This is a genomic window from Arthrobacter sp. 10N418 (assembly GCF_056394725.1).
The window spans coordinates 1-1,024 of the sequence record NZ_JBFTIK010000065.1; the positions used below are offsets into that span (position 1 = coordinate 1).

Consider the following 1,024-nt stretch of genomic DNA (forward strand, 5'->3'; position numbering starts at 1 on the left):
GTGACATTCGGCGTGGTGGGGTGACATGAAGAAGACCTCCGAGTGGAGTGGGGCTTGTCTAGAGTCCAGTTCCACAAACGGAGGTCTTCGTGTCCCACCCTAATGCTTTTCTCGCGCCGAAGGGCCGACTGCAGTTGGCCAAATGCATTGTCGAGGACGGCTGGCCCTTGCGCCGTGCCGCAGAGCGTTTTCAGGTCTCCGTCCCGACCGCCGCGCGCTGGGCCGGCCGCTACCGGGAGCTGGGCGAAACCGGGATGGAGGACCGCTCCAGCCGGCCGAGCCGGTCCCCGCGCCGGACACCGGCCCGGCGGGAGCGGCGRATCATCGCGCTCAGGCTCAACCGCCGCTGGGGGCCGGCAAGGATCGGCTACCTGCTGGGCATCCACCCCTCCACGGTGCACAAGGTCCTCTCCCGGTACCGGTTGGCCAGGCTATCCTGGCTGGACCGGGCCACGGGCAGGGTGATCCGCCGTTACGAGCACCAGAACCCCGGCGATCTGATCCACGTGGACATCAAGAAACTCGGCCGGATCCCCGAGGGCGGCGGGCACCGCGTCACCGGCCGCGCCGCGGGCAACCGGAACAAGACCGGCACCGACACCAACCGGCGCCCCGGCTACGCCTACCTGCACAACGCGGTCGATGACCACTCCCGGTTCGCCTACACCGAGATACTCACAGACGAGAAAAAGGACACCGCAGCGGGCTTCTGGAAACGGGCCAACGCGGCATTCAACACCGCCGGGATCACCGTCCGCCGGGTTCTGACGGACAACGGCTCCTGCTACCGCTCCCGCGCCTTCGCAGACGCCCTCGGCCCGGACATCAAACACAAACGGACCCGCCCCTACCGGCCTCAGACCAACGGCAAGGTCGAACGCTTCAACCGGACCATGCTCGACGAATGGGCCTACGCCAGGCCCTACACCTCAGAGACCGAACGCGTTGCCGCCTTCGAGCCCTGGCTGCACCACTACAATCACAACCGAGGCCACACCTCACTCAAGGGTCAAACACCCGCTAG

At 66.8% G+C, this 1,024-nt stretch carries 1 protein-coding gene; it reads left to right on the forward strand.

Translation table 11 applies throughout. From position 1 onward, the window contains the following. Positions 1 to 89 precede the first annotated feature (89 nt). Positions 90 to 1,024: IS481 family transposase (locus AC1DCZ_RS19325; protein ID WP_476976006.1), on the forward strand; the 935-nt coding region annotated here is incomplete at its 3' end.